The following is a 24,311-nucleotide window of genomic DNA, read 5'->3' on the forward strand; positions in this document are numbered from 1 at the left end:
CTGTGGAAGGGGCTCTGCACGGCCGCCGCCGCTCCCAGGAGGGCTAGGGGCCCTTCGCGAAGGGCCCCTCGTCCATGCGCCGGATGCGGGTCCGGCAGGCCGTCAGTCGATGCCACGGCAGATGTGCGGCTCGCTCCCGTCGTCGTCGAGGTCCCCGGCCAGCAGCAGGGGGACCCAGTCGGGCGTCTCGTCCAGGGGCGGGGGTGGCGGTACCACCGTGACGCGGTCCAGCAGCATCGTCTCCATTGACGACTCCTCCTTGAGTTGCGCGGGTTGCGCGAGGATCCAGGTGCGCGGCGGGTGCGCCGCGCGGTCAGGCGTGGCAGGCCGGCGGCCCCCCGTTGAAGGCGACCATCTCCTTGAAGGACGCCGCCACGTCGATACGGTCGCCCGGGGCGAGGCCTTCGAGTTCCGCGTACGCGCGATGCAGGTTGCCCACCAGACGTTCGGAGTCCAGAAGCCCGGCGAACGGGCCGATGTCCGCCTCACGCGCGGCCCGCAGCGGGCTCGCGCCGCGCCGCAGACCGTCCTCGGCCAGCCCCTGGAGCAGACGGAGATACGCCTCCGTCGCGTCGATCAGCTCCGGGCCGCCCACCGGACCGTGCCCGGCGACCACCACCGCGGGCCGCAGCGCACGCAGCCGCTCCAGGGCCTTCAGCGAACCGGTGACCGACCCCATCAGGATGTACGGGGTCACACCCGACCAGACGACGTCACCGGTGAACAGGACCTGACGCTCGGGCACCCAGGCCACGATGTCGTTCGCCGTGTGGGCGGGCCCCACATGGAGGAGCTCGGTGCGCGGCCCTTCGCCGTGCAGGGTGAGCTCGTCCCTGAAGGTGAGCGTGGGAAGCGTCAGGGGGGTCTCGCCCCACTCCACGTCCGGCCACAGATGGCGCAGCCCGAGGCCCGCCTCCTCGGTGTCGGACCGGGTCCCCGCGTGGGCCACGATCACCGCGTGCGGCGCGAACTGGCCGTTGCCGAAGGTGTGGTCGCCGTGGAAGTGCGTGTTGACGACGTAGCCGGGACCGTCGGGCACGATCCGGGCGACCTCCTCCTTCAGCCGCCGGGTGCGGGACTCCGTCGCCGCCGTGTCCACCAGGACGGAGCGGCCACCGCCGGCGATCAGGCCCGCGTTGTTGAGGCACCAGCCGCCCTCCGGCTGGACGAAGGCGTACACGTCGTCGGCGACCGGGACCAGCGATCCCGGCGGCGCCACCCGGGGGGCCTGAGCGGTCGTCACGTGGCGTCCTCCTCGGCGGCGGAGGTCAGCCGGCCGAAGCTGCCCTGGTGGAAGAGAAGCGGGTCGGGGGCGGACAGGCCGCCGGACAGGGCGACCACCCTGCCGATGAGGAGCGTGTGGTCCCCGGCGGCGTACTCCGCGTCCAGGACGCACTCGACGTAGGTCTCCGCGTCGGGCAGCACGGCGTTCCCCGTGACACCCTCCTCGGCGGACAGCCGCAGCATCGCCGCCCTGCCCTCCGAGCGGTCGGGGCGGCAGAAGTGCTGAGCCAGGTCGCGCTGCGCCTCGCTCAGGATGTTCACCGCGAAGCTCCCGGCGCGCGAGATCCGCGGCCGCATCCGGCCGTCGGCCTTCACGGACACCAGGATCAGCATCGGGTCGAGCGACACCGAGGTCAGGCTGTTGAGCGTCATCACGATGGTGTCGTCGCCGCTTCCCTGCGTGAGCAGGGTGACGCCCGTGGGGAATCTGCCCATCGCGGTACGGAAGGTGGCGACGTCGGGTTCGGCCAGCAGTGCGCCGGCGGTCACAGCAGGCATGTCAGGTACTCCGATTCAGTAGTTGCCGAGGCCGCCGCAGACGTTCAGCGCCTGGGCGGTGATCGACGCGGCGGTGTCCGATGCCAGGTAACCGACCAGGCCGGCCACCTCCTCGGGGGTGGAGTAACGGCCCAGCGGGATCTTCGCGTTGAACTTGTCCTGGATCGCCTGCTCGCTCACGCCGTAGTGGCCCGCGTAGCCCTGGCGCACGCGCTGTGCCATCGGCGTCTCGACATAGCCGGGGCAGACGGCGTTCACGGTGATCCCGGTCGGGGCGAGCTCCTTGCCCACGGCCTTGGTGAAGCCGATCACCCCGTGCTTGGAGGCCGAGTAGGGCGCGGCGAGCTCGACGCCCTGCTTCCCGCCGGTGGACGCGATGTTGATGATCCGGCCCCAGTCGCCGTCCCGCATCAGGCCGGCCTTGAGGACCTCACGGGTGACCCGGAAGGTGCCGTTCAGATTGGTCTCGATGACGTCGTCCCAGAGGGAGTCCTCGATCTCGGCCGTCACACCGCCGCCGCCCCGGCCCGCGTTGTTGACCAGGATGTCGATCCGCCCGTACTCGGCGACCGCGGCCCGTACGGCCTCCTGGATCTGCTCCAGGGACGTCACGTCGCACACCGTGCCGGCCACTTCGAGGCCCTCCTCACGGAGCTGCTTGACCACGGTGCGTACGCTCTCGGCGCTGCGCGCCACACCGAACACCGCGACCCCCTGCCGGGCGAGCAGCTCGGTCACGGCCAGGCCGATCCCGCTGGTCGCACCGGTCACGAAGGCCACTCGTCGTCCCGCGTCTGTCATCGTGCTCTCCCCATCGCTCGTGCCGGTCCTGTCCGGAGGCTCGACGGTGGGCCCGTGTCCTTGCGGGGTTCTCGCGCGCCGGTCGACCCGGGGTGGAGCCCCGCTCCTCAAGGCGGACTCGACACCGGGCCTAGTGCGAAGGGTCAGCGTGAACGCCATTCGATGCGGCGACCGGGCGGACACCCGGCTGGAGCGAGGAGGCCCCCGTGCCCGAGCAGACGCAGACCCTGCCCGACGTCAGGAAGTCGGTGACCGTGGCGGCGACGCCCGACCAGTGCTTCAAGATCTTCACCGAGCGCCCCGCGGACTGGTGGCCGCCGAGCCACATCCTGGTGCGCAAGGAGCGTGCGGGACTGGCCTTCGAAGGAGGCGTGGGCGGGCGTTACTACGAATGGGACGTCGAAGGAACCGAGATCGCCTGGGGCCGGGTCCTGGAGTGGGTGCCGGGCCGCCGTGTCGCCATGACCTGGCGGATCGACCCCAACTGGCAGTCCATCCCCACGGACGAGGGCGCGAGCCGGATCGAGGTGGACTTCGAGGCCGTCGACGCGGGCCACACCAAGGTGTCGCTCGCCCACGTCAAGCTGGACCAGCACGGCCCGGGCGCCGAGCGGATCTTCAAGGCCCTGGACGGTCCCAGCCCGGGGGAGACGCTGGAGCGCTTCGCCCAGGCCGTCGCGAACGGGGCCGGAGCATGAGCGTCGACACCGGCGTCATCGAGGGCGCGGCCGCCACGGGCACGGGGCTTGTCGAGGCGGCCGACCGGCTGCGGCTGCTGGCCGCCGTGCACGCCGGCGACGCGGACACCGGACGCGTCCTGTCCCGCGAGGTCACCGACGCGATACGGCAGGCCGGCTTCGCCCGGCACTTCGTCGCCGCGCGGTTCGGCGGCGCGGAGGGCTCCTTCGACGAGCTGACCCGCGCCGTCATCTCCGTCGGCCAGGGCTGTGCGGCCTCGGCGTGGTGCGCCTCGCTCGCCGCCTACTCGGCGCGCTTCGCCGCGCACCTGCCGGAGGAGGGCCACCAGGCGCTGTGGGGTGCGAGCCCCGACACGGTCGTGGCGACGGGTCTGATGCCCGCCGGGCGGGCCAGGGCGGTGGACGGCGGCTGGCGTGTCACCGGCCAGTGGGCCTACGTCAGCGGGATCGACTTCGCCGACTGGGTCATGCTCTGCGGCGCGGTCGGGGGCGGTGAGGGACCGCCGCAACTGCGCTTCTTCACACTGCCCAGGGGCTCGTACAGCGTGCGGGAGACCTGGGACAGCGTCGGGATGCGGGCCACCGGCAGCCACACCGTCGTCGTCGACGACGTGTTCGTGCCCGCCCATCTGTCCTTCGACAGGGCCGACATGCTCACGGGGCGCAACGCCACGTCGGGTGTCGCCGCGCACAACGTGCCCTTCCAGGCCGTCGGCGGACTCACGTTCATCGCCCCGGTCGTCGGCGCGGCGGCCGGCGCGCTGGAGGCAGCCGCGGGATCGGTCACCGGAAGGCGGCGCAACCAGACCGCCGAGCTGACCTTCGTCCGCGCCTCCGGCCGGATCGACGCCGCGCGGGGCCTCGTCGAGCAGAACGCCCAGGTCCTGGACCAGCGGCTGTTCACGACCGAGCACATGGCGCGCAACGAGCGCAACGCCACCTACGCGGCCGAGAGCCTGCGCGAGGCGGTGGCGCTCCTGGTGAGCGCGGCCGGCACGGGCGGTCTCGGCGAGGGGCACGCGCTCCAGCGGTTCTGGCGGGACATCACGTCCGCGACCAGCCATGTCGCGCTCCAGTACGACACGGCGGCCCGCAAGAACTACTCGGCGGTGCTGCTCGGCCCCGCGGAGTAAGCGGTTCGGCCGAAGGCACGGGTGGGGGCGTCCGGGAGGTTCCGGGCGCCCCCACCCGTCGCGTTCCTCACCGTCCCCGTCGCGCCACCGCCGACCCGCTCCAGTCGCGGGCGACTTGGCCTCCATCGGCCGTACGTACGTTGGCCCCGACCGGTAACGCCCCAAGCGGAGGTTTTCATCGTGACAGTCACCCAGGAGACAGCCACCCAGGAGACGGCGCCCCAGGGCACCGGCTGCCCGGTGGCCCACACCTTCCCCTTCGAGGGGTCGAGCTACCGGGGCCCGGCGCCCGCCTACAGCCGGCTGCGTGCCGAACAGCCGGTGGCGAAGGTCCCCACCGCGGGGGGTGTCGACGCCTGGCTGATCACCCGTTACGAGGACGTCCGCCGGCTGTCCGCCGACCCGCGGCTCAGCCGCGCCCAGGCCTGTGGCGAGGGAGCCCCGCGGGTGGGCGGCACCATGCACACCACCCCGGAGATGATCATCTCGCTGGACGCCCCCGAGCACTCCCGGCTGCGCAAGCTGGTGGCGGGAGCCTTCACCATGCGGCGGGTCGAGCGGATGCGGGAGAACGTCCAGCGGGTCACCGACGGGCTCCTGGACGACATGGAGGCCAAGGACGGGACCGTGGACCTGGTCCAGCAGCTCGCGGTGCCGCTCCCGCTGACCGTCATCGGTGAGCTCCTGGGCGTACCCTCCGAGGACCTGCGGGAGTTCGAGCAGTGGGCGCGCGCCTTCGCCACCGTCGACGACCGGGCCGGCGGCGAGGCCTCGCTGCACGCGCTGGGCAAGCTCAGCGAGTACATCGTCGGGCTGATCGCCGAGAAGCGCGCCAACCCCTCCGACGACATGCTGTCCGAGCTGATCGCGGCCCGCGACGACAACGACCGGCTCAGCGAGCCCGAGCTGGTCACCTTCGGCTTCACCCTGATCGGCGCCGGCTTCGACACCACCGCCAACCAGCTGGCCAACTCCGTGCTCGCCCTGCTGGTCGATCACCAGGAGCAGTGGCGCCATCTGGTCGAGGACCGCTCCCGCATCCCGAAGGCGGTCGAGGAACTCCTGCGGCACGTCAACCTGTTCGCCACCGACACCTCGGGCTTCCCCCGCATCGCGGCCGAGGACATCGAGGTCGGCGACGTGACGATCCCCAAGGGCGACGCCGTACTCCTCTCCCTCGCCTCGGCCAACCGGGACGCGGACGTCTTCGACGAGCCGGACCGCCTCGACCTCGGCCGTGAGCGCAACCCGCACATCTCCTTCGGCCACGGGGTTCACCACTGCCTGGGAAAGCACCTGGGACGCATGGAGATGGAGATCGCCATCGAGGGCCTCGTACGGCGCTTCCCGAACCTGAGGCTGGACGTGCCGGAGAGTGAACTGCCCTGGCACAACGGGGAGATCAACCACACGCTGACCAGCCTCCCGGTGGTACGGGGCGACTGACAGCGGCAGAGACAGCTACCGCGTCCGAGGGCCGGTTCCCGCCACGGCGGGGACCGGCCCTCGCGCGTGCGCGGCGGACCCGGCACACGGGTGGCACCCCGGTGGCGCACGGAAACGGTCCCGGACGCCCGCGAAAGGGCGTCCGGGACCGTTCCCGTGCTGTCGGTGGCCGGGTGTCAGCCGGCGTCCTTGACGGGGCCCATCACGGCGAACCTGGCGCCCTGGTCGTCGGAGACCAGCGCGGAGCGGCCGAACGGGCTGTCCGACGGCTCACGGCTCACGTCCCCGCCCAGCTCCCGTACCTTCGCCACGGTGGCGTCCGTGTCCTCGACGGAGAAGTACACCAGCGCGTGCGCCGGGACCTCGGAGGGGATGTACGAGCCCATCTGGAGGCGCGCGGCGACCGGGTACGGCGCTCCCGGCAGCGACCAGAGCTTGAAGTCGAACTCGCCCTCGGAGACCTGCTGCCCCTCGTAGCCGAACACGCCCTCGTAGAAGGGGTCCACCGCGGCCTTGTCGCGGGTGTAGATCTCCGGCCAGAAGAACGAGCCCGGGGCGCCCTTCAGCTCGAAGCCGTCCCGGCTGCCGGGCTGCCAGGCGCCGAACGACGCACCGCCCGGGTCGGTCGAGACCAGCACCGTGCCGGCGTCGGCGATCGCGAGGGGGCCCGCGGTCACCTTGCCGCCGGCCTTGCCGATCCGCTCGGCCAGGTCCTCGACGTCGGCCGTGGCCAGGTAGAGGTTCCAGGCCGCGGGCGCGCCGTCCCTGGCGGGGGCCAGCGCGGCCACGTTCTTGCCGTCCTTGAGCGCGGGTGTGTAGTGGCCGAACTCCTCGGCGCCGGCCTCGAAGGTCCAGCCGAACAGTTCGCCGTAGAAGCGCTTGCCGGCTTCCAGATCGGGCACGGTCACATCGGCCCAGCAGGGGGCTCCAGCGTCGAACGAGGTCATGTCTCGCCTCTTTCCATCTGCACAGGGTGAGCGGGTGGTCACGGTGGTTCCGACGCTAGCCGGTGCCGCTCGAGCCCTGGACGAGCCGCGCCCGCGCCCGGCTCGTGGGAGCCGGGCGCGGGCGCCGGTCGGTCAGGGGGTGCGGGAGATCAGGACGCGGGCAGCGGGGACACCCAGGTGGCCGTGGTGTCCACGTCGATCGGGCCCTCCGGGGCGCCGTCCTCGCTCGTGGTGACGAAGGCGTAGGCGACCGAGCTGAAGTGCGTGCCGGTGATCTTGCCCATGTGCACGGCCTGGACGCTGCCCAGGATGGCGCCGTCGTCACGGCCCGGGTGGGTGACGTAGAAGGCGAACGTGCCGTCCTCCTTCTCGTTCCAGAAGCCCTGGGCCTCGTACTGCGGGGCGCCGTCCTCCTCCGGCGGGCCCTCCGCCGAAAGCTGGTGGTCCGCCCTGAAGGTGAAGCGCGGCGTGGTCGTCGCCGGGCCGTCGGGGGCGTGGACGGTCACCGTCAGGTCCCAGACGCCTTCCAGGCTCGTGGGCGCCGAGCGGTGGCGGGAGGTTTCCCCGGCGGACGCGCTCGCCGTGCCGACCCCGGCCAGGACCGCGAGTACCGCGAGCCATATCCCGAGGATCCGCAGGGTGGCCGGACGCGACCGGCGTGACACGGTCGGCGCCGGGCGCTCCGGCGACGTGAGGTTCTCAGACATGGACGGTCTGCCTTTCCTGGGTGTGTGCGTTGCTCCGAACAGGCGTGGGGGGACGGGTGTAGGTCTTGAGGTCGAAGCCAGGCCGGCCGGCCGTCGCGGGCGAGAGGTCCGTGCCCGCGGCCAGCAGCCGGCGGGTGATGCCGTGGTCGGCGGGACGGTTCAGGGACTCGGCGCCGATCAGGCGCCCTTCGCGGAAGCAGAGGACGGAGAAGCGCCCGCCCTCCACATCGCCCACGGTCACGGCCTCGTCATGGTCCGAGGTGAGCCCCGCCATCTGGAGCCGCAGCGCGTACTGCTCGGACCAGAACCAGGGCACCGCGGTGTACGGCACCGGATCGCCGCAGATCCCGGCGGCCACGCACCGGGCCTGGTCGGTGGCGTTCTGCACCGACTCCAGGCGGATGTGACGGCCGGCGTGCGGGCTGGGGAAGCGGGCGCAGTCGCCCAGTGCGTAGATGTCGGGGTCGGCGGTCCGCAGCCGGTCGTCGACCACGACGCCGTCGCCGACCAGCAGGTCCGCGGCGAGCGCCAGATCGGTGCGGGGCACCACGCCGATGCCGACCACGACCAGCTCGGCCGCGATCCGCTCACCGCCGTTCAGCTCCATCACCTGGACCCGGCCCGACTCGTCGCCGTACAGCGCGGACACCTCGCGGCCCAGCAGGACACGGACCCCGGCGGCACGGTGCTCGGCGACGATCCGCTCCGACATCGTGGGAGTGAGTGCCCGGGTCAGGGCGCGTGGCTGCGCCTCCACGACCGTCACCTCGTGACCGAGCTTGCGGGCGGTGGCCGCGACCTCCAGGCCGATGAACCCCGCGCCGACCACGACGATCCTGCGGGAGGGCCCGGCCAGCCGCAGCCGCAGGTCCTCGGCGTCGGCCAGGTCGCGCAGCGTCAGCACCCCGGCCAGGGAGGCGCCGGGCACCGGGAGCGTGCGGGGGCGGCTGCCCGTCGCCAGTACGAGGGCGCCGTAGGGCAGGCGCAGCCCCGACTCCAGACGCACGGTGCGGCGCTCACGGTCGATCGAGGCGACCCGGTGACCTGCCATCAGCTCGATGTCCTGGCCGGCGTAGAAGGACGGCGGCCGCAGCGCGATCTCCTCGGCGGACACCGAGCCGTCCAGATAGCCCTTGGACAGCGGAGGCCGCTGGCCTGGCCCTTCCGGCTCGTCCCCGATGAGGGTGATGCGCCCCTGGAAACCGCGGCTGCGCAGGACGACGGCGGTCTCGAACCCGGCCTGCCCCGCACCCGCCACGACGACGGATTCGGCGGCCATCAGCTCTGCGCCTCGGGCAGGTGGACCAGCAGCCCGTCGATCGCGTCCGAGACCGGCAGCTGGCAGCTCAGCCGGCTGGTGTCGGAGCGCTCGCAGGCCGTGCCGTACAGCACGTCGTCCTCGACGGAGTCCATCGCGGGCAGCGGCAGCGTGTTCGCCGGGTCGATGTAGACGTGGCAGGTACCGCACTGGGCGGAGCCGCCGCACTGGGCCTCGATGCCGTCGACGTTGTTGAGTTTCGCACCGCGCATGACCGTGCTCGGGGCCTCGACGTCGACAACGGTGACGGTTCCGTTCGGATGTTTGTAGGTGATCTTGGCCATGGCGAGCTCTCCTAGTGGAATATCGGCCGGCCGTGCGGAGGTACGGCACGGACTGTGGGACAGCTCCCTGCAGGCACGGTGGAGCGCTTCTCGACTTCCCCCGGCGGGCTCGACCCGGCCACCACCGAAGGTCGAGCCCCGGCCGATCGGACCGGCGCAGCGTGCCCGCATGACAGTGACCGAGCGGATACAGGACACGGCTTCCCCACCCGGCAGGGGCGGCTCAGGCCACCGGCTGCCCCTCATCCTGGCGGCCTGCTGCCTGGGCCAGTTCATGAACGTGCTGGACGCTTCGGTGGTGAACGTGGCGCTGCCCGTCATCGCGGGCGACCTGCACTTCGACGCGCACAACCTCCAGCTGGTGAACAACGCCTACACGGTGGCGGTCTGCGGCTTCCTGCTGCTCGGCGGCAGACTCGCCGACCTCTTCGGCCAGCGCCGCGTCTTCCTCTTCGGCGTCGGCCTGTTCACCCTGGCCAGCGTGGTCGGGGGAGCAGCCGACGCCCCGGTGACCCTGGTGCTGGCCCGCGCCTTCCAGGGCCTCGGAGCGGCCGTCATGGCCCCCGCCACCCTCACCGTGCTGGGCACCACCTTCACCGAACCCGCCGCGAGAGCACGCGCCTTCGGGTGGTGGAGCGCGGTGTCCGGAGCCGCGGGAGCCATCGGGGTGCTGGCCGGCGGTGTCATCATCCAGTGGTTCTCCTGGCGCTGGATCTTCCTGGTCAACGCACCGATCGGACTGCTCCTGTTCGCCACGGTCCGCTGGGTCGTGCCGGAGACCCGCCCCCGCAGGACGGGCGCCGGACGCGGGCTCGACCTGCCGGGCGCGGTCACCGTCACACTCGGCCTCATGGCCGCCGTGTACGGAGTCTCCGAGGCGCATGTGCACGGCTGGGGATCCGCCCGGGTGCTCGCCCCGCTGCTCGGCGGTGCCGCACTGCTCGCCGTCTTCCTGGTGATCCAGGCCAGGTTCGCCACCAGCCCCCTGGTGCCGCTCGGCGTCTTCCGCAACCGCTCGGTCACCGCCGCCAACCTGGTGGCCTTCTTCGGCATCGCGGCACTCTTCAGCACCTTCTACTTCTTCACGCTGGTCCTCCAACAGGTGCTCCACTACAGCCCGTTGCGCACAGGTCTCAGCTACCTCCCCCTCTCGCTCGGGATCGCACTGGGCGGCTGGGGTGTCGCATCGCTGGTGCCCAGGACCGGCCCGCGCCCGATCCTGCTCGGCGGCCTCGCACTGTCAGGCACCGCGCTGTTCTGGCTCTCCGCCGTGGACGCGGGATCGACCTACACCGGGGACGTGCTGGGGCCCGCCACGCTCCTCGGCTTCGGTATGGGCGCCGTGCTGAACGCCACGACCAACGCCGCCACGGCCGGGCTCCCCGCCCACCAGGCCGGTCTGGCCTCCGGACTGCTCAACACCACACGCCAGCTCGGCAGCGCCGTCGGCCTGGTGACCCTCGCCGCCCTGTCCGCGGCCCGAATCGACTCCCGTGCGGCCGAAGGCGCGACCCCCACCGACGCGCTCGCCTCCGGTTACGGCCTGGCCCTCACCGGGGCCGGGGTCTTCGCCGTGGCGGGTCTGGTGGCGGCCCTGTTCGTGCCGGTCCGGAAGCAGTCCAGCACCCCTCTAGGCGACACCGAGAAGGTGGCGGCCTGACGAGAACGGAGGTTTGCGGTGGTGAGCCAGTTCCACACACAGCGACCGCGATGGTCGCCCGCACCCGACAAGGACCAGGTCGAGCACGCGACGATCGAGGTCCCCCGCGACTACGCCGACCCCGAGGGCGAGCGGATCACGCTGGCCCTCAGCCGCCGCCGCGCCACGGACCCGGCGCGGCGGCGCGGCATTCTGCTGGCCGTCAACGGAGGCCCCGGCGGCGACTGGGGCGGTGGCAAGGACCTGCCGGGACGCTATGCGGGCACGCCGTTGCAGGAGGTCTACGACCTCATCGGCTTCGACCCCAGGGGCATCGGCGACTCGACCCAGCTCCACGCCGAAGTCGCCGTACCGGCCCAGCCGTTCGACTCCCGCCCGCCGGACACCGCCTTCGCCGGCATCGCCGAGGACATGCGGCTGCGTGAGGAGGCCTGTGCACGGGGCGGCGGTGAGCTGCGCCCGCACATCAGCACCCGTAACACCGCCCGCGACATGGACGTGATCCGGGCGGTGCTGGACGAGGAGCGGATCAGCTTCGTCGGCTACGCGTACGGCGCCTACGTCGGGGCCGTCTACGGCAGCCTCTTCCCCGGTGGCCTCGACCGGCTGGTGCTGGACTCCTGCGTCGGGCCGCACTGGACCTGGCGCGAGCAGTTCCTCCAGCAGGGCGACGCGGTGCAGCGCAATGTCGAGCTGTGGGCCGGGTGGGTGGGCGCGCGGCAGAACACCTTCGGCATCGGTGCGTCGGCGGAGCAGGTGCTCACCACCGTCGAGGAGGCGGTCACCGCCCTGGAGTCGCTTCCCGAGGAATCCGTACGGCTGCGGACCCTGTTCGACGGGGCCGTGGGCAACAGGGCCGCCGACCGCGGCCGGTGGGACGGGCTCGCCGTCCTGGTCGCCGGGGTGCGCCGGGCAGCGGTCGACGCCGACCAGGACGCCTGCCGTGAGCTGCTTGCCGAACAGGGCACCTGGCGTCCCGCTGACAGCGAGGGCGACCTGCGCATCGGCGTCCTGGAGGCCATCACGCTGGAGCACGCCTGGCCGGCGGACCTGGAGGTCTACTACCAGGACATGCGTGAGTTCCGTAAGCGCTTCCCGTACGGCTACGGGGTCCTGCGGGCCTCGCCGTGGGTAGGGGCGTTCCGTGCGTTCGAGGCCCCCGAGGAGCCGGTCGCGCTGACCCGTGACGGCTATCCGACGGGGCTGATCGTGCAGGCCGACGGCGATCCCATGGACCACTACGACGGCGGCGTGGCGATGGCCGAGCTGCTCGGACACCATCTGCTCACGGTCGAGGACTCCGGTGAGCACGAGGTGTACGTGCTCGGGGGCAACCCGCACGTGGACGAGGTCGTCCACCGCTATCTGGTCGACGGCGTCCTGCCGCCCGCGCGCTCCTCGTGCACGGGCCTGACCCCGCGTCCGGACCTTCCCGCGGACGCCTGAGCGACGACAGGACGACGGAACGCCCGGCCGGTACGAACCGGCCGGGCGTTCCGTCGTGCCCGCAGGTACGTCCCGGACGGTAGCTCCGTCGTGCCCGCAGGTACGGACCCGCCGGGCCGGTGCGTTCGTACCCACGGCGAGGGGCGGCACCGTCCTCCCCGGACGGCACCGCCCCTGTCCTGCGCGCCGGCACCCGGCCGGCCGCATCCGGTCACCAGGTGACCGGCAGCTCCCACAGGCCGTAGATCACGGCGCCTTCCTTGCGGGGAATCTCCAGGAACGGCTTGGCCAGCTTCAGCGTCGGAACGCGCTGGAACAGCTTGCTCCAGACGATCTCCAGCTCCAGCCGGGCCAGGTCCGCGCCGATGCAGTGGTGGACGCCGTGCCCGAAGCCGAGGTGCTTGCGGCTGCCGCGCCGGATGTCGAGCTTCTCCGGCTCGGGGAAGACCTCGGGGTCGCGGTTGGCGGCCAGGCCCAGGCAGAGGATGCCGTCGCCCTTGCGGATGGTCTGGCCGGCCACCTCGATGTCCTCCAGGGCGACCCGCGGCACGGCGGTGTCGCCGATGGTCGCGAAGCGGACCAGCTCCTCCACGGCCGGCTTGACCAGGGAGGGGTCGTTGATCAGGAGCTCCAGCTGGTCCGGGTTCTCCAGCAGGCAGGCCGTGCCCAGCGAGATCTGGCTCGCGGTGGTCTCGTGGCCGCCGTTCATGAGGAGGCGGACCATGTTGAACAGGTCGCGGTCGGTGTACTCCTCGCCCGACTCCTCGTAATCGGCCATCGCCCGGCTGAGCAGGTCCTCGCCCGGCTCCGCCTTCTTCAGCTGGATCAGCTCGCTGATGTACGCGTTCACCTCGACGATCGCGGCCTGCCGCTCCTCGGTGGAGCTGTGCCCGCCGAGCAGCGCGGTGCCGTGCTTGATGAAGAACTCGTGCTGGTCCTGCGGGATGCCGAGCAGCTCGCAGATCACCGTCATCGGCACGGCGAGGGAGAAGACACGGTGGAAGTCGGCCGGGGCCTGAAGGGCCAGCAGCTGGTCCAGGTGGTCGTCGACGATCTCCTCGATGCGCGGACGCAGCCGCTGGACCTGCCGGTGGGTGAAGGTGAGCGCGGCCTTGCGGCGGGTGCTGCTGTGGGCCTGGCCGTCGTAGCCGATGAAGGACGTCTCCGTCCGGTACTCCGGCGGCGCGACGAAGTAGAAGGGGAAGTTGTCGTGCTTGCGGGACGCGCTCAGACGCGGGTCGGTGAGCAGGTCACGTATCGTCTGATAGCCCGTCACCGTCCATATGCGCAGGCCGGACCCGTCCAGCGTGACCTGCGAGACGTCCTTCTCGGCCATCTCGGTGTAGGCCCGCGGGGGAGTGAACGGGCACTGACGCTTGTACGGGAACGCCTCCGCCTCGGCGGGGGCGGCGGCTGACTCCAGGTCACTGATGGTCACAGGGGATCGATCCTCTCCGGTCCGTAAAAGGTGATGACACGCGGATGGTGCGACGCACGGCTGTGCGGCTGTTCCTGCGGTGTGCGCGGGTGGAGACGTACGGGTTCGAGACGTACGGCGCTCAGCGTGCGGCCACGTCCATGCCGCCGTCCAGGGTCAGGATCTGACCGGTGACAAGGGAGTCGGAGGGCTCGGCGAGCCGGGTCACCCAGGTGGCGATCTCCTCGGCCTCCGCGATCCGGCCGAGCGGCACGGACTGCGCGACACCGGCGAAGAGCCCCTCCACCTGTTCGGGCGAGAGGCCGTTGGCCAGATAGGCGTCGGTGCGTACGAAGCCGGGGGCGACGGCGTTGACCCTGATGCCCTGCTGGGCGAGCTCGGCCGCCCAGCTCCGGGTGAAGCTGTGCACGGCCGCCTTGCTCGCCGAGTACAGCGAACTCTCCGGGCCCGGGTTGTGCCCGCCCCTGCTGGACACCAGCACGATGCTGCCGCCGGGTGTGCGCAGCAGCGGGAGCAGCTCGCGGGTCAGCAGCACAGGTCCGAGGACGTTGGTCTCCAGCACCTCACGCGCGGTGTCGGGATCCAGTGCGGCGAGGGGCGTGAAGCGGAAGACACCCGCGTTGTGCACCAGGACGTCCAGCGCGCCGCCGTGGTCCTTCACCGCGGCCGCGACGGCGTCCGCCCCGGCCTGCGTCGTCACATCGGCGGTGACGGGAACGATGGCCGGGTGCCCGGCGGCGACCTCGGCGAGCCGGTCCTCGCGGCGGCCGGTGATGATGACGGTACGGGCGCCGAGGCCGGCGAAGGCCAGGGCGGAGGCGCGGCCGATGCCGGTGCCTCCTCCGGTGACGACGACGGTCCGTTCGGCAAAAGGCTGGTCCGACATGGGAGTTCCCTCTCTCGGCCGGTGTGACGGCATGGTGGCGGGGCCGGGTCGCCAGTACACCGAACGGGGCTGGGGTGCCGGTCGAGCGGACGCGGAGCGGGCGGGGACGGGGCCGGGATCCGACTCGGGTCCTGGCGCCCCGGGTCAGGGCGGCCCTGACTCAGGGGTGCCCGTCGAACACGATGTCCTGCGAGGAGGAGTCCGCCGCCGCGAAGGAGAGCAGCCGCCCGCCCTCGTCGGTCAGCTCGTCCCGCACCGACCGGGGGAGCGGCGAGAAGGGCTGAAGGACCAGTCGGGCGGCTCCCCGCTCCCGGTCGACGCGCCACATGCCGGCGACCTCCCCGTCCACCAGGAAGGTGGGCCTGATCAGACCGTTCCGGGTGAAGACATGCCGGCGCCGCTCCTCGGTGATGACGCGTGAGCGGTCGGCGTGCGACAGCAGGATGTTGTCGAAGTCGGGCAGGAAGCGCACCGGCGCCGGGGTCCCGGGTGCCGGCCTCGGCGCGTCGGGGAGGTCGTAGAGCGTGCGCCCGTCGGTCCCGCGGAAGACCCGCAGACGGGTACCGAGCCGCCCGACGACGGACGCGAGGCGGGTCATCCCTGACCACACCTGCATGTCCTTCACCGAGGCCGGGCCGAAGGCGGCGAGATACCGCTCCACCACCGCGCCCGGGTCCGGATCCGTGTCAGGACCGCGGCCGAGCCAGGACGAGGCCGTGGTGTGCGCGGCCTGGCCGCTCTCGCCCCACAGCCCGCGCGGCGGCACCTGGACCAGCGGCACCAGATTGCGTACGGCGTTGGCCAGGGCGAACGCGTCATGGTCCGGCCACCGCTCCGCGAGTACGGTCCCGAGGGCGCCCAGGGTCAGGGCCTCCTTCTCCACGGCCTCCACCCCCAGCGCCACGACATCGGCGAGGTCGAGCCCCGCCAGCTTCCGCCCGAAGGTGCCCTTCAGCGAACGCTCCAGCGACTCGGCCAGCACCGGCCGCAGACGCAGGCAGTCCCGGGCGGACACCAGATGGATGGTCCCGCGCATCAGCACAAGACGCACCACTTCCCGGCTCTGCACCCCGGCCGCCAGATCCAGGGTCCGGAAGCGCGCCAGCCGGGTCCACAGACCGATGTACGGAGGGTTGGGCGCCTGGGCCTGCATGCCCACCAGGTGTTCCACCGCGTCGACGGCGCCCAGATCCGAACGCTCCAGGAGCAACTGGCGTGCCAGCAGGGCCCGGTTGAGCTGTGCGTGGTCCAGTACGTCCGGGGCGGGTGCGGCCATGACTGACGGTCCTCTTCTGAAGGGTGCGGGGGGCTCTCGAAGGGCGCGGGCGCGGCAACGCCGTCGGTGCCCCGGGTCGCAGGGACCCGGGGCACCGACGGCGGTCCACGGCCGGCAGCGGAGGCGTCAGCCGCCGAGCCTGACCAGGACGGTGCCGCTGTAGCGACGGCCCAGCAGGTCCACGAAGGCCTGGGGGAGCGCGGGAACGCCGCCCTCCACGACCGTGTGCGGGAAGACGATCCTCTCCTCGGCCAGCCACGCCCCGAACCGGGCGTTCCAGTCGTCGATCTGGTCCGGGGTGTGCATCGTGGCGAAGCCGCGGAGCGTGAGGTCCTTGGTGATCGCCGACATCAGGGGCAGCCGGGGGCTGCCGCCGTCGTCGCCGTGCTGGCCGGCCAGCACCCCGCACAGCGCGATGCGCGCCCCACGGGAGGCGACCTGCACGGCCGCCTCGAACTGCTCGCCGCCGACGTTGTCGAAGACCACGTCCACGCCATCGGGGGCCAGGTCGGCCAACTGCTGGGCGACCGGCCCGTCGTGGTAGTCGAAGGCCGCGTCGAAGCCGACCTCCTTCACCAGGAAGTCGATCTTCTCCTTGGACCCGGTGCTGCCGATGACCTTCGCCGCGCCGTGCAGTTTGGCGATCTGGCCGGCCAGGGCGCCGACGCCGTTGGTGGCGCCGGAGACGAAGACGACGTCCCCCTCCTTCACCTTCGCGGTCTCCGCCATGCCGTGCCAGGCGGTCGGCCCCTGGGACAGGAAGTACTCGGACGACGGCAGCAGGGAGCGGTCGCGCCTGAAGAACTCGTGGGCGGTGCCCACGGCGTAGTCGCGCCAGCCCGAGAAGTGCTCCACCAGATCACCGACGGCCAGGTCCGGGCTGTTGGAGCGTACGACTGTCCCGACGGTCCTGCCCCACATGGCGACACCCGGCTGGAACACCGGGATCGGCAGGGTGGTGTGCGGATTCATCTGGTCCCTGGCCACGGATCCCAGGGTCATCCAGTCGTTGCGGACGACGACCTGGCCCTCGCCGGGCTCGGAGAGCTCCGACTCGGCGAGCTCGAAGTGGTCGAGGGCCACATCGCCCTCGGGATAGGAGGCCAGCCGGACCTCCCGGCTGGTCGCCGGCAGCTGATCGGCGGTCATGCGGTGCTCCTTCGCAGGTAGAGGGGGAGACGGGACAGGTTGTGGTTGACGTCGCCCGCACGCCAGGGGAGTTCGGACTCCGGGACGGCGAGCCGGGCGTCGGGGAAGCGGCGGGTCATCTCCTCCAGGGCTACGGCGAGTTCGAGCCGGGCCAGCGGCGCGCCCAGGCAGCGGTGGATGCCGTGGCCGAACGCGAGATGCGGATTGTCGGAGCGGCCGAAGTCGGCCCGCGCGCCGTCGGGGAAGACGGCGGGGTCGCGGTTGGCCGTGACGAAGGCGAGGAACACCGCGTCGCCCCTGGGCACCGTGGTGCCCCCGATGGTCACGTCCTCCAGGGCGATGCGGGGCAGGCCCGAGGTGTCGTTGCCGTTCAGATTGACGATGCGCAGCAGCTCCTCGACGACCGCCGGGATCTCCCGGGGCTCCTCGCCCAGCCGGTGCCACACCTCGGGATACCGGGCGAGCAGCATGGTGACGAAGTTCCCGATCTGGCCCGCCGACGAGTCGAAGCCGGCGCCCAGCAGGGTGAAGCCGAGGCCCACCAGCTCGTCGAAGGAGAGCCGGTCCTCGCCCGCGCGTGCGCAGGCCAGCGCCGACAGCACGTCGTCGCCGGGCTTGCCGAGCCGGTCCGCGACCAGCTCCGCGATGTAGCCGCCGAGCAGCCTGCCGCCCTCGGCGGACTCCTCCTCGGGCGCCGAGACATCCGCGAAGCGGCGAACCCAGGAGTGGAAGAGGTCCCGGTCCGTCTCCGGGACACCGAGCAGCTCGCAGATGACGGTCATCGCCAGCGGGGCCGCGAATCCGGCGACGAGATCGGCGGGCCCGCCGTCCGCCTCCTTCTCCAGTGTGTCCAGCAGCCTGCCGGCCACCTCCTGGACCCGGGGGCGCATCGCGTCGACGCGTTCGGGCGAGAAGGCCTGCGCGGCGAGGTCCCGCAGCCGGGTGTGGTCCGGCGGGTCCAGCGAGATGATCATGCCGGGCGGGGCCTGGAACAGCCCGCTGAACCGGGGTGCGTCCGGCGCGTAGGAGGCCGCCCTGCTGAAGCGGGTGTCCTCCAGCACGGCCCGTACGTCCTCGTGGCGGGTCACCAGCCAGGCGTGGCCGGAGCCCGTCCAGTCGACCCGCAGGACGGGCCGCTCGGCGGCGAGCTGTCCGAGGAGCGGGGCGGGGCCGTCGTAGCCGGAGCCCGGGAAGGGGAAGGCGGGCAGCTCAGCGTGAGCGCCGGCGGGGCAGGACGTCATGTTCGGTGCCTCCTCGGGCGTCCGGTCAGCGCAGCGGCCGGAAGAAGGAACGCAGCTCGTCCACGAGCAGCTCCGGCTGCTCCAGCGCGGGGAAGTGGCCACCGCGCTCGTGGTCCGTCCACCGGCGCAGATCGGTGAACCTGTGCTCGCACCAGGCACGCGGCATCCGCCCGTCACGGGGGAAGACCGAGCAGGCCGTGGGGACGTCGACACGGTCGAGCGCCATCTTGTTGTGGCTCTCCCAGTAGATCCGCGACGAGGAGGCGCCGGTCCCCGACAGCCAGGCCGTCGTGACGGCGTCCAGCAGACGCTCGGCGGGGATCACCTTCTCCAGGTCCCCGTCGTGGTCGCTCCACGCCCGGTACTTCTCCACCATCCAGGCCAGCTGGGCCACCGGCGAGTCGGTGAGCCCGTAGCCGAGGGTCTGCGGGCGGGTCGACTGGACCGCCGAGTAGCCCCCCTCGTTCTGCTGGAACTCCTTGAGCGCCGCCAGGCCCGCCAGATCGCGCTCGTCCAGCTCCACCTGCTCCTCGGGCGGCCTGGCGAACGGCATCACCAGGTGAATGCCCATCAGGTGCTTCGCGTCGACGGTGCCCAGCGCGCCGGTGAGGAAGGAGCCCCAGTCCACGCCGTGCGCCGCGTACCGCTCGTAGCCGAGGCGTGCCATCAGCTCCGCCCAGGCCGCTGCCGTGCGGTCGACGGTCCAGCCGGTCGATGCGGGCTTGTCGCTGAAGGCGTATCCCGGGAGGGTCGGGGCGACCACATGGAAGGCGTCGGCCGGGTCCTCCGGGTCGGTCAGCGGACCGATCAGCTCCAGGAACTCGACGACCGAGCCGGGCCAGCCGTGGCTGAGGAGCAGCGGCACTGCCTGCGGATGCGGCGAGCGCACATGCAGGAAGTGGATGCCGAGACCGTCGATCTCGGTCCTGTACTGCGGGAGCGCGTTCAGCCTGGCCTCGGTGGCACGCCAGTCGTACGTGGTGCGCCAGCGCTCCGCCAGGTCCCGCAGATAGTCCAGCGGGACACCCTGCGACCAGTCGTCCACCGTCTCGGCGTCGGGCCACCGGGTGTGTGCCAGACGGTCCCTCAGATCGTCGAGGTCCGCGTCGGGAAACGCGACGCGGAAGGGCGTGAGTGCCGTACTCATGCGGGGTTTCCTCCAGAGCTTCGAGGGGCCGGTCCAGCTGACGCTGTGCGGCGGGACGCTACGGACCTTTCCTAGAGGCGGACTGGAACCCATGGGCCCCGTCATCGGCTCCGCTCCGCCTCGTGCCGCACGCGAGCACAGGTCCGCACCCTTCGAGCCCGCGACCGGTGACCAGGAGGAGCAGTGATGAACCCATCCGCCACGGCCGGACCGCTGCACGGCCTGAAGGTCGTGGAGCTCTCGGCGATCGGGCCCGTCCCCTTCGCCTGCATGATGTTCGCGGACCTGGGGGCCGATGTGGTCCGGGTCGAGCGGGCGGACGGCAGGCGGTCGTTCGCCGACTGGCACCGGGAGCTGGACCGGGGCAGAACACCGGTCGCCCTCGATCTGAAGGACCCGGCCGGCCGGGAGGAGCTGCTGCGGCTCGCGGACGGGGCCGATGTGCTCGTCGAAGGGTTCCGTCCGGGGGTCGCCGAACGCCTGGGCATCGGCCCCGAGCCCTGTCTGCGGCGCAACCCGCGGCTCGTCTACGCCCGGATGACCGGCTGGGGCCAGGAAGGACCGCTCGCGCTCACCCCCGGCCACGACATCAACTACCTCGCCCTGACCGGCGCGTTGTACGCGACCGGCCAGGCGGGCGGGCCGCCGGTGCCACCGGTCAATCTGCTGGGCGACTTCGGCGGCGGCGCGATGTATCTGGTCGCCGGGGTACTCGCGGCGGTCCACGAGCGCCGGGCCTCGGGCCACGGCCAGGTCGTCGACGTCTCGATCGTGGACGGGGTGAACAGTCTGCTGGGCATGGTCGTCGCGATGGCCGACGCCCGGCAGTGGCGCCACGAGCGGGGCGCGAACCTGCTCGACGGCGGCGCGCCGTTCTACAGCTGCTACGCCTGCGCCGACGGCGGCCACGTCGCCGTCGGCGCCCTGGAGGACCGCTTCTACGCCGCTCTCCTGGACGGCCTCGATCTCGGTCAGGCACATCTCCCGGACCGGTCGGACACGGACAACTGGCCTGCTCTGCGGCGGGCGTTCGCCGACCGGTTCCTGCGTCACGACCGGGACACCTGGGCCCGGCGCTTCGAGGAAACGGAGGCCTGCGTCACTCCCGTACTGCGCGTCGACGAAGCCGCGCTCCACCCGCACCAGCGGTTCCGGGGCAGCGCTCCCGCCGCTCCCGCCCCACGCTTCAGCCGCACTCCAGCGGTACTCCACCGGCAACCGGAATCCTGCGGAGTGGACCCTCACGGCCGCAGGCCGTGACCGGCCGCTCCCGGTCCGCCGGGACACCCCCCGTGCAATCGGATTCAGAGAGGTACACCATGGCTATTTCCTCGGAGCAGGCTCCGTCCGTGGAGACGGAGGTGAAAGGGAAGGAGACGGATGCCGGCTCGGTGAAGCTGGATCCGAAGCGCTGGGCGGCGCTGCTGGTGCTGCTCGTCTCCGCGTTCATGGATCTGCTCGACGGCACCATCGCCAACGTCGCCGCTCCCTCCATGCAGCGTGACCTGGGCGCTGGTTACTCGGCCATCCAGTGGGTGCTGGTCGGTTACCAGCTGGCCTTCGCCCTGCTGCTGATCCTCGGCGGCCGGCTCGGTGACATCTACGGCCGCAAGAAGATGTTCATGATCGGCGTCGCCGGGTTCACCGCGATGTCCCTGGCGGCAGGCGTGTCCCAGGAGCCCTGGCAGCTCGTCGCTTCCCGGGTCCTGCAGGGCGCCTTCTCGGGCCTCATGGTCCCGCAGGTGCTGTCGATCATCCACGTCACCTTCGCCAACAAGGAGCGGGGCACGGCCTTCGCCCTGCACGGTCTGGTCGGCGGTCTCGCGGCCACCCTCGGACTCGCCCTCGGCGGTCTGATGGTCGAGTGGAACCTCTTCGGCCTCGACTGGCGCCTGATCTTCCTGGTCAACGTGCCCATCGGTCTGCTCGGCCTGGTCTACGGATCCAAGGTGATCACCGAGTCCAAGGCGCCCCAGGCCCTCAAGCTGGACACGCTCGGGGTCGTCCTGGCCACCGTCGGCCTGGTCATGCTCGTCTTCCCCCTGCTCCAGGGCCGTGAGCTCGGCTGGCCGCCGCTGGGGTACGTCTCCATGGTCGCGTCGATCCCCGTCCTCGTCGGATTCGTCCTCTGGCAGAAGCGCAAGACCCGCAAGGACGGCTCGCCGCTCGTGGAGCTGGGCCTGTTCCGCACGCGCAGCTTCTCCTCGGGCCTCGCGGTCAACCTGATCTTCTACACCGGTATGGGCATGTTCACCATCGGGTGGACGCTCTACATGCAGATCGGCCAGGGCTGGTCCCCGATGCGCGCGGGCCTCACCAGCCTCCCGTTCTGCGTCGGCGCCTTCCTGACCGCCACGTCGTCCGTGATGATCCTGGTGCCGAAGTTCGGCCGCAAGGCGATGCAGATCGGTGCGATCGTGCTGGTCGCGGGTCTCGCCTCGTACTTCTGGGTCGCCGGGGAGTACGGCAGCGACGTCACCTCCTGGAAGATCGCGATCCCGCTCTTCCTGATCGGTCTCGGCTTCGGCACGGTGGCGACCCCGCTGCCGCTGATCGTGACCTCCGAGGTCGACCACAAGGACGCGGGTTCCGCCTCCGGCCTGGTCAACACCAACACCCAGCTGGGCTTCGCGATCGGCGGCGCCCTGGTCAGCGTGGTCTTCTTCGGCGGCCTGGTGGGCAACACCGGTGCGAGCATCGACGACCAGCTGCCCGACCTGCGCAAGGAGCTGGTCGCCGTCGCCGGGGTCACACCGGGCCAGGCGGAGGACGTCGCGACGGCCTACCGCTCCTGCGCGGTGGACCGCGCGAGCGAGAAGGACCCCGCGAACGTACCCCCGAGCTGCACCACCGAGCCGCTCCAGAACCCCGAGGTCGCCGCCGTGCTCGACGGCTACCAGGCGGACGCGACCGGTACGTCCTTCGCCGCCAGCTTCCAGACCCTGCTGCTGGTGTTCATCGGGATCACCGTGGTGGTGTTCTTCCTGCTGTTCGCCGTACCGCGCAGGCTGCGCGAGGACAACGCCGAGGAGGAGGGCGCCGAGCCGGCCCCGATCTCCTGAGGCCCGCCACAGCTCCACCCCGGTGACCGAGCGGCGGTCCCGGACGGCAACACGCCGTCCAGGACCGCCGCTTCCGTGTGTCCCGCTCCCGCCGCCTCCTCGCGCCCTCACAGCCCGGGTCGACCTGGGCTCCAGCGGCCCTCCGTGCACCCGCCCGACTCTGGGGACCACAGCCGGAGAAGCCGGCCACCGCCGTCGGGACACATCCCTGCCGGCCGGCAGACACCAGACAGAGGGAGCGGCGATGGCTGAGCAGAGCTTCCAGCTCTACGACACGACCCTGCGCGACGGCACTCAGCAGGAAGGCATGGTGCTGACGGTCGAGGACAAGCTCGCCGTCGCACGAAGGCTCGACGACCTCGGCGTGGGCTTCATCGAGGGAGGGTGGCCGGGAGCCGTGCCGAAGGACACCGAGTTCTTCCGCCGCGCCCGTACCGAACTCGGCCTGAAGAACGCCGTGCTCGCCGCGTTCGGCGCCACCCGCAGGCCCGGCGTACCCGCCCCCCTGGACCCGCAGGTACGCGCCCTGCTGGAGGCGGAGACCCCGGTGGTGACCCTGGTCGCCAAGAGCCACACGGGGCATGTGCGCAACGCGCTGCGCACCACGCTCGCCGAGAACCTCTCCATGATCAGCGGGACGGTACGCCACCTGGTGCACGCCGGCCGGCGGGTGTTCGTCGACGCCGAGCACTATTTCGACGGCTACCAGCTCAATCGCGAGTACGCGCTGGCCGTGGTGCGCGCCGCGGCGGAGGCCGGCGCCGAGACCGTCGTCCTCTGCGACACCAACGGCGGCTCACTGCCCGACGAGGTGCGGTCCGTCGTCGCCGAGACACTCGCCCTGACCGGGGTGCGGCTGGGCATCCACTGCCACAACGACACCGGCTGCGCCGTCGCCAACACCATGGCGGCGGTGGACGCCGGAGCCGTCCAGGCGCAGGGCACCGCACACGGCTACGGCGAACGGTGCGGGAACGCCGACCTGTTCACCGTCATCGCGAACCTCGTGCTCAAGCGGGGCCGCGAGGTCATCCCGCTGGAGAAGCTGCGCGAGCTGGCCGTGACCGGCCGCGCCGTCACCGAACTCACCCAGGTGGGCGGCGACGTGGCCGCGCCGTACATCGGCGGCTCGGCCTTCACCCACAAGGCGGGTCTGCACGCCTCCGCCCTGCGGGTCGATCCCGACCTCTACCAGCACACCACCCCCGAGCTGGTCGGCAACACCATGCGCACCCTCGTCTCCGACATGGGCGGGCGCTCGTCGATCGAGCTCAAGGCGCGTGAACTGGGCTACGACCTGGCGGCGGGCTCCGACGAGGTGGCCCGCGCCGCGACCCGGGTGAAGGAGCTGGAGAACAGCGGCTACAGCTTCGAGTCCGCGGACGCCTCCTTCGAGCTGCTGCTGCGCGAGGAGCTCGCCGACGGCCCCGTGCCCCGCCCCTTCGAGGTCGAGTCCTGGTCCGTCGGGGTGTTCGGGGTGCTGAACGGCGAGGTCCGCACCGAGGCCACCGTACGGCTCCTGGTCGGCGGTCGCTGCGTCACCGCGACCGGCCAGGGCAACGGCCCCGTCAACGCGCTGGACACCGCGCTGCACACGGCCCTTGACCCCTGCTTCCCGGCCCTGGCCCGGCTCGAACTGGTGGACTACCGGGTGCGGGTGCTCAGCGGGGAGACGGGCAGCGGCGCCGCCGCCCGGGTGCTCGTCTCCTACCGGGACGGCGAGCGCCGCTGGGGCACCGTCGGCGTGGACGGGAACTCGACCGCGGCCAGCTGGCAGGCGCTCCTGGACGCCGTCCACTACGTCCTGCTCGACGGACCGCCCGGCCGGGTCCACGACACCCCGCCCCTGGCCGCCGCCGCAACGGGCTGAACTCACCTCTCTTGGAGTGA

Annotated in this window: 23 protein-coding genes; 9 read left to right on the forward strand and 14 right to left on the reverse strand. The window is 71.8% G+C overall.

Annotated elements, in window-relative coordinates:
- Positions 1-102: 102 nt before the first annotated feature.
- The 4 genes from AB0C75_RS33965 to AB0C75_RS33980 all read right to left on the reverse strand — a co-directional run bounded on the left by AB0C75_RS33965 (position 103) and on the right by AB0C75_RS33980 (position 2,583).
- Positions 103-246, reverse strand: a complete 144-nt coding sequence (locus AB0C75_RS33965) for a hypothetical protein (RefSeq protein ID WP_362896059.1) — start codon at positions 244-246, stop codon at positions 103-105.
- Between the two features lie 67 nt (positions 247-313).
- Entirely contained in the window at positions 314-1,243 is a 930-nt protein-coding gene (locus AB0C75_RS33970) for an MBL fold metallo-hydrolase (RefSeq protein WP_362896060.1), read from the reverse strand.
- Positions 1,240-1,782, reverse strand: coding sequence for a flavin reductase family protein (locus tag AB0C75_RS33975; protein WP_362896061.1), 543 nt, complete (start codon positions 1,780-1,782; stop codon positions 1,240-1,242). Before AB0C75_RS33975 ends, AB0C75_RS33970 begins: the two co-directional genes overlap by 4 nt.
- 15 nt (positions 1,783-1,797) lie before the next feature.
- A complete protein-coding gene (locus AB0C75_RS33980) occupies positions 1,798-2,583 on the reverse strand; it encodes an SDR family NAD(P)-dependent oxidoreductase (protein ID WP_362896062.1) in 786 nt (261 codons plus the stop codon).
- A 206-nt stretch (positions 2,584-2,789) separates the two neighbouring features.
- Between AB0C75_RS33980 and AB0C75_RS33985 the strand changes: the two genes are divergently transcribed.
- From AB0C75_RS33985 to AB0C75_RS33995, 3 genes are all read left to right on the forward strand, one after another.
- Complete coding sequence (locus AB0C75_RS33985; protein WP_362896064.1) at positions 2,790-3,281, forward strand: SRPBCC domain-containing protein; 492 nt, start codon at positions 2,790-2,792, stop codon at positions 3,279-3,281.
- On the forward strand, positions 3,278-4,414 hold the full coding sequence (locus AB0C75_RS33990) for a hydrolase (protein WP_362896065.1): 1,137 nt from the start codon (positions 3,278-3,280) through the stop codon (positions 4,412-4,414). Before AB0C75_RS33985 ends, AB0C75_RS33990 begins: the two co-directional genes overlap by 4 nt.
- Before the next feature lie 180 nt (positions 4,415-4,594).
- Positions 4,595-5,860: a cytochrome P450 gene (locus AB0C75_RS33995; protein WP_362896067.1), complete on the forward strand. Its 1,266-nt coding sequence runs from the start codon at positions 4,595-4,597 to the stop codon at positions 5,858-5,860.
- Positions 5,861-6,036: 176 nt separating this feature from the next.
- On the opposite strand, the gene AB0C75_RS34000 is transcribed toward AB0C75_RS33995, so the two are convergent.
- The 4 genes from AB0C75_RS34000 to AB0C75_RS34015 form a co-directional block, all read right to left on the reverse strand.
- Positions 6,037-6,807, reverse strand: coding sequence for a VOC family protein (locus AB0C75_RS34000; protein ID WP_362896069.1), 771 nt, complete (start codon positions 6,805-6,807; stop codon positions 6,037-6,039).
- Positions 6,808-6,956: 149 nt separating this feature from the next.
- Positions 6,957-7,514 (reverse strand): hypothetical protein, encoded by a 558-nt coding sequence (locus AB0C75_RS34005; RefSeq protein WP_362896071.1) that lies wholly within the window; start codon positions 7,512-7,514, stop codon positions 6,957-6,959.
- A complete protein-coding gene (locus AB0C75_RS34010) occupies positions 7,507-8,793 on the reverse strand; it encodes an FAD-dependent oxidoreductase (protein ID WP_362896073.1) in 1,287 nt (428 codons plus the stop codon). Before AB0C75_RS34010 ends, AB0C75_RS34005 begins: the two co-directional genes overlap by 8 nt.
- Positions 8,793-9,116, reverse strand: a complete 324-nt coding sequence (locus AB0C75_RS34015; RefSeq protein WP_362896075.1) for a 2Fe-2S iron-sulfur cluster-binding protein — start codon at positions 9,114-9,116, stop codon at positions 8,793-8,795. The genes AB0C75_RS34010 and AB0C75_RS34015 overlap by 1 nt, the downstream gene beginning before the upstream one ends.
- A gap of 169 nt (positions 9,117-9,285) precedes the next feature.
- Here AB0C75_RS34015 and AB0C75_RS34020 point away from each other — a divergent pair, with 169 nt between their 5' ends.
- The gene (locus tag AB0C75_RS34020; protein WP_362896077.1) at positions 9,286-10,776 is read left to right on the forward strand and encodes an MFS transporter; all 1,491 of its coding nucleotides are present in this window, start codon (positions 9,286-9,288) and stop codon (positions 10,774-10,776) included.
- Between the two features lie 21 nt (positions 10,777-10,797).
- The gene (locus AB0C75_RS34025) at positions 10,798-12,222 is read left to right on the forward strand and encodes an alpha/beta fold hydrolase (protein WP_362896079.1); all 1,425 of its coding nucleotides are present in this window, start codon (positions 10,798-10,800) and stop codon (positions 12,220-12,222) included.
- A gap of 211 nt (positions 12,223-12,433) precedes the next feature.
- Here AB0C75_RS34025 and AB0C75_RS34030 read toward each other — a convergent pair whose 3' ends face one another.
- From AB0C75_RS34030 to AB0C75_RS34055, 6 genes are all read right to left on the reverse strand, one after another.
- A complete protein-coding gene (locus AB0C75_RS34030) occupies positions 12,434-13,660 on the reverse strand; it encodes a cytochrome P450 (RefSeq protein ID WP_362896081.1) in 1,227 nt (408 codons plus the stop codon).
- Positions 13,661-13,781: 121 nt separating this feature from the next.
- The gene (locus AB0C75_RS34035) at positions 13,782-14,546 is read right to left on the reverse strand and encodes an SDR family oxidoreductase (RefSeq protein ID WP_362896083.1); all 765 of its coding nucleotides are present in this window, start codon (positions 14,544-14,546) and stop codon (positions 13,782-13,784) included.
- A 160-nt stretch (positions 14,547-14,706) separates the two neighbouring features.
- Complete coding sequence (locus AB0C75_RS34040) at positions 14,707-15,822, reverse strand: winged helix DNA-binding domain-containing protein (protein WP_362896085.1); 1,116 nt, start codon at positions 15,820-15,822, stop codon at positions 14,707-14,709.
- Between the two features lie 126 nt (positions 15,823-15,948).
- Positions 15,949-16,971 carry an NADP-dependent oxidoreductase gene (locus AB0C75_RS34045; protein ID WP_362896087.1) on the reverse strand — a complete coding sequence of 341 codons (1,023 nt, stop codon included), beginning with the start codon at positions 16,969-16,971 and terminating at the stop codon, positions 15,949-15,951.
- Positions 16,968-18,212, reverse strand: a complete 1,245-nt coding sequence (locus AB0C75_RS34050; RefSeq protein ID WP_362896089.1) for a cytochrome P450 — start codon at positions 18,210-18,212, stop codon at positions 16,968-16,970. The genes AB0C75_RS34045 and AB0C75_RS34050 overlap by 4 nt, the downstream gene beginning before the upstream one ends.
- Before the next feature lie 25 nt (positions 18,213-18,237).
- Positions 18,238-19,359, reverse strand: a complete 1,122-nt coding sequence (locus tag AB0C75_RS34055) for an epoxide hydrolase family protein (RefSeq protein ID WP_362896091.1) — start codon at positions 19,357-19,359, stop codon at positions 18,238-18,240.
- On the opposite strand from AB0C75_RS34055, the gene AB0C75_RS34060 reads away from it, so the two are divergent.
- From AB0C75_RS34060 to cimA, 4 genes are all read left to right on the forward strand, one after another.
- The gene (locus AB0C75_RS34060) at positions 19,343-19,546 is read left to right on the forward strand and encodes a hypothetical protein (RefSeq protein ID WP_362896093.1); all 204 of its coding nucleotides are present in this window, start codon (positions 19,343-19,345) and stop codon (positions 19,544-19,546) included. The genes AB0C75_RS34055 and AB0C75_RS34060 overlap by 17 nt on opposite strands.
- Positions 19,546-20,619, forward strand: coding sequence for a CaiB/BaiF CoA-transferase family protein (locus AB0C75_RS34065; protein ID WP_362896095.1), 1,074 nt, complete (start codon positions 19,546-19,548; stop codon positions 20,617-20,619). Before AB0C75_RS34060 ends, AB0C75_RS34065 begins: the two co-directional genes overlap by 1 nt.
- Before the next feature lie 59 nt (positions 20,620-20,678).
- On the forward strand, positions 20,679-22,421 hold the full coding sequence (locus AB0C75_RS34070) for an MFS transporter (protein ID WP_362896097.1): 1,743 nt from the start codon (positions 20,679-20,681) through the stop codon (positions 22,419-22,421).
- Between the two features lie 244 nt (positions 22,422-22,665).
- Complete coding sequence (gene cimA, locus AB0C75_RS34075; RefSeq protein ID WP_362896099.1) at positions 22,666-24,291, forward strand: citramalate synthase; 1,626 nt, start codon at positions 22,666-22,668, stop codon at positions 24,289-24,291.
- Positions 24,292-24,311 lie beyond the last annotated feature (20 nt).

Origin of the sequence: Streptomyces sp. NPDC048565 (genome assembly GCF_040650935.1) — a bacterium.
Lineage (GTDB): Bacteria > Actinomycetota > Actinomycetes > Streptomycetales > Streptomycetaceae > Streptomyces.

Bases quoted from the DNA above. Each gene is read 5' to 3' on its own strand.
- AB0C75_RS33965 (WP_362896059.1), bottom strand. From the start codon at position 246: ATGGAGACGATGCTGCTGGACCGCGTCACGGTGGTACCGCCACCCCCG.
- AB0C75_RS33975 (WP_362896061.1), bottom strand. From the start codon at position 1,782: ATGCCTGCTGTGACCGCCGGCGCACTGCTGGCCGAACCCGACGTCGCC.
- AB0C75_RS33980 (WP_362896062.1), bottom strand. From the start codon at position 2,583: ATGACAGACGCGGGACGACGAGTGGCCTTCGTGACCGGTGCGACCAGC.
- AB0C75_RS33990 (WP_362896065.1), top strand. From the start codon at position 3,278: ATGAGCGTCGACACCGGCGTCATCGAGGGCGCGGCCGCCACGGGCACG.
- AB0C75_RS34000 (WP_362896069.1), bottom strand. From the start codon at position 6,807: ATGACCTCGTTCGACGCTGGAGCCCCCTGCTGGGCCGATGTGACCGTG.
- AB0C75_RS34005 (WP_362896071.1), bottom strand. From the start codon at position 7,514: ATGTCTGAGAACCTCACGTCGCCGGAGCGCCCGGCGCCGACCGTGTCA.
- AB0C75_RS34010 (WP_362896073.1), bottom strand. From the start codon at position 8,793: ATGGCCGCCGAATCCGTCGTCGTGGCGGGTGCGGGGCAGGCCGGGTTC.
- AB0C75_RS34015 (WP_362896075.1), bottom strand. From the start codon at position 9,116: ATGGCCAAGATCACCTACAAACATCCGAACGGAACCGTCACCGTTGTC.
- AB0C75_RS34020 (WP_362896077.1), top strand. From the start codon at position 9,286: ATGACAGTGACCGAGCGGATACAGGACACGGCTTCCCCACCCGGCAGG.
- AB0C75_RS34035 (WP_362896083.1), bottom strand. From the start codon at position 14,546: ATGTCGGACCAGCCTTTTGCCGAACGGACCGTCGTCGTCACCGGAGGA.
- AB0C75_RS34040 (WP_362896085.1), bottom strand. From the start codon at position 15,822: ATGGCCGCACCCGCCCCGGACGTACTGGACCACGCACAGCTCAACCGG.
- AB0C75_RS34045 (WP_362896087.1), bottom strand. From the start codon at position 16,971: ATGACCGCCGATCAGCTGCCGGCGACCAGCCGGGAGGTCCGGCTGGCC.
- AB0C75_RS34050 (WP_362896089.1), bottom strand. From the start codon at position 18,212: ATGACGTCCTGCCCCGCCGGCGCTCACGCTGAGCTGCCCGCCTTCCCC.
- AB0C75_RS34055 (WP_362896091.1), bottom strand. From the start codon at position 19,359: ATGAGTACGGCACTCACGCCCTTCCGCGTCGCGTTTCCCGACGCGGAC.
- AB0C75_RS34065 (WP_362896095.1), top strand. From the start codon at position 19,546: ATGAACCCATCCGCCACGGCCGGACCGCTGCACGGCCTGAAGGTCGTG.
- AB0C75_RS34070 (WP_362896097.1), top strand. From the start codon at position 20,679: ATGGCTATTTCCTCGGAGCAGGCTCCGTCCGTGGAGACGGAGGTGAAA.
- cimA (WP_362896099.1), top strand. From the start codon at position 22,666: ATGGCTGAGCAGAGCTTCCAGCTCTACGACACGACCCTGCGCGACGGC.